Origin of the sequence: Chromohalobacter sp. 48-RD10 (assembly GCF_029889785.1) — a bacterium.
Taxonomy (GTDB): Bacteria; Pseudomonadota; Gammaproteobacteria; order Pseudomonadales; family Halomonadaceae; genus Chromohalobacter.
Map to the genome: position 1 here is coordinate 1 of NZ_JARANX010000078.1, position 2,654 is coordinate 2,654.

Below are 2,654 nucleotides of genomic sequence, written 5' to 3' on the forward strand. Positions count from 1 at the left end.
ACACGTTTTATCGCCATACCGGGAGAGTTAATTGACAGACATATTAGTCACTGGCGGTGCCGGCTATATCGGCTCCCATACGGTGCTGGCCCTGCTGGAAGCAGGGCATAAGGTGGTGGTGCTGGACAATCTCTGCAACGCCTCGCGGGAGTCTTTGCGCCGGGTGGAGCGCCTGGCTGGGCACGAGCTGACCTTTGTGCAGGGCGATATCCGCGATCAAGTCCTGCTGGATCGGCTGTTCCGCGAGTATACGGTCAGCGCGGTGATTCACTTCGCCGGGCTTAAGGCGGTAGGGGAGAGCGTTGAGCATCCGCTTGCCTACTACGAGAACAACGTCGCCGGCACCCTGGTGCTCTGCCAGGCTATGCAGGCCGCCGGGGTCACACGGCTGGTGTTCAGCTCGTCGGCCACGGTGTATGGCGATGGCCACCCCATGCCGCTGCATGAAGGCCTCCCCACCGGTCAGCCCACCAATCCCTACGGCCGCTCCAAGCTGATGGTGGAGGAGCTGCTGCGGGATCTGGTCGCCTCGGACAGCGCCTGGTCCATTGCGTTGCTGCGTTACTTCAACCCGGTAGGTGCTCACGAGAGCGGAGAGATTGGGGAAGATCCCCAGGGTATTCCCAATAATCTGCTGCCCTATGTGGCCCAGGTCGCCGTGGGGCGCCGCGAGTGCCTCGCGGTCTACGGCAGCGACTATCCCACGCCCGACGGCACCGGCGTTCGCGACTATATCCATGTGATGGACCTGGCGGAAGGGCATCTGTGTGCCCTGAATGCCCTGCAGGAGCGCGGGGGCGTGAATACCTGGAACCTGGGTACCGGCCAGGGGCACTCGGTACTCGAGGTGGTCAAGGCCTTCGAGCAGGCCTCGGGGCAGGCGGTGCCCTACCGCATCGAACCGCGGCGCCCCGGCGATGTGGCCGAATGCTGGGCCGATGCGACTCTTGTTGAGCGAGAGCTTGGCTGGAAGGCACGCCGAAGCCTGGCGGATATGATGAGCGATACCTGGCGCTGGCAGTGCCAGAATCCTGAAGGTTATTGATAAGCCTGCTTAGGCTTGGAAATGTTTCAAGGGAATACCAATGAAAATTGCCATCGCCGGTACCGGCTACGTCGGCCTCTCCAACGCCATGCTGCTGGCTCAGCACAATCAGGTGGTGGCGCTGGATATCGTCGCCGAGAAGGTCGCCATGCTGAATGATCGCCTCTCGCCCATCGAGGATGCCGAGATCAGTGACTTCTTGGCCCATCGTACGCTCGACTTCACCGCCACACTGGACCGCGAGGCCGCCTATCGCGATGCGGACTTTGTGGTGATCGCCACCCCCACCGACTACGACCCGGAGACCAACTATTTCGATACTTCCAGTGTCGAGGCGGTGATCCAGGAGGTAATCGCCATCAATCCCGCGGCGGTGATGGTGATCAAGTCCACGGTGCCGGTGGGCTTTACCGCCGAGGCGTGCGCGCGCTTCGGCACCGAGAATCTGCTCTTCTCGCCGGAGTTTCTGCGCGAGGGCAGGGCGCTCTACGATAATCTCCACCCTTCGCGGATTATCGTCGGTGAACGCTCCGAGCGTGCCGAGGTGTTCGCCTCGCTGCTCACCCAGGGGGCGGTGAAGGAGGAGATCCCGGTGCTGTTCACCAACAGTACCGAGGCGGAGGCGATCAAGCTCTTCGCCAATACCTATCTGGCCATGCGGGTGGCCTACTTCAACGAGCTGGATAGCTACGCCGAGACCCATGGCCTGGATACCCGCCAGATTATCGAGGGGGTGGGGCTCGACCCACGCATCGGCGGCCACTACAACAACCCCAGCTTCGGTTACGGCGGCTACTGCCTGCCCAAGGATACCAAGCAGCTGCTGGCCAACTATCAGGACGTGCCGAGCAATATGATCCAGGCGGTGGTGGATGCCAACCGCACCCGCAAGGACTTTATCGCCGAGCAGGTGCTGGCGCGCCGGCCGCAGGTGGTGGGGGTCTATCGCTTGATCATGAAGGCCGGCTCCGATAACTTCCGCGCCAGCGCCATGCAGGGGGTAATGAAGCGGATCAAGGCCAAGGGGATCGAGGTGATCGTCTATGAGCCGGTGCTGGAGGAGGAGAGCTTCTATGGCTCCCGGGTATTGCGGGACTTCGAGGCCTTTAAGGCCGAGGCGGATGTGATCCTCTCCAACCGCATGGCCGAGGAGCTCGCCGATGTGGCCGAGAAGGTCTATACGCGGGATCTGTTCGGCAGCGATTGAGGGGGCGATTGAGGGGGAGAGCCCCCCTTCGCGACTTTTTCTTCTTTTTTCTTTTCGTACCAAGGATGTAACGCGTGCCATCAATGGATAATGTGCGCCTGGCCGTTGATCGGCCTGGGCTATGTGGGGCTGCCGCTGGCGGTGGAGTTCGGCAAGGTGCTGCCCACCGTGGGCTTCGATATCAATGCCAAGCGTATTGCTGAGCTGCGCGACGGTATCGATCACACCCTGGAGGTGGAGCCGGCGCTGCTGGCCGAGGCGAGCCGGCTAAGCTTCGAAAACGAGCTCGAGGCGCTGCGGGCGTGCAATGTGTATATCGTCACCGTGCCGACGCCCATCGATGCCAGCCGCCGGCCGGACCTGACGCCCTTGATCCGCGCCAGCGAGACTCTGGGCCAGGTG

General features: G+C 62.2%; 2 protein-coding genes and 1 pseudogene. All 3 read left to right on the forward strand.

The window, feature by feature from the left end; translation table 11 throughout:
- The first annotated feature begins 31 nt into the window (after window positions 1-31).
- On the forward strand, window positions 32-1,045 hold the full coding sequence (gene galE, locus OP496_RS17040) for a UDP-glucose 4-epimerase GalE (RefSeq protein WP_280565011.1): 1,014 nt from the start codon (window positions 32-34) through the stop codon (window positions 1,043-1,045).
- A 40-nt stretch (window positions 1,046-1,085) separates the two neighbouring features.
- Window positions 1,086-2,252 (forward strand): nucleotide sugar dehydrogenase, encoded by a 1,167-nt coding sequence (locus tag OP496_RS17045; protein ID WP_280565012.1) that lies wholly within the window; start codon window positions 1,086-1,088, stop codon window positions 2,250-2,252.
- A gap of 90 nt (window positions 2,253-2,342) precedes the next feature.
- A pseudogene (locus OP496_RS17050) lies at window positions 2,343-2,654 on the forward strand (Vi polysaccharide biosynthesis UDP-N-acetylglucosamine C-6 dehydrogenase TviB); the annotation flags it as partial.

Bases quoted from the DNA above. Each gene is read 5' to 3' on its own strand.
- OP496_RS17045 (WP_280565012.1), top strand. From the start codon at position 1,086: ATGAAAATTGCCATCGCCGGTACCGGCTACGTCGGCCTCTCCAACGCC.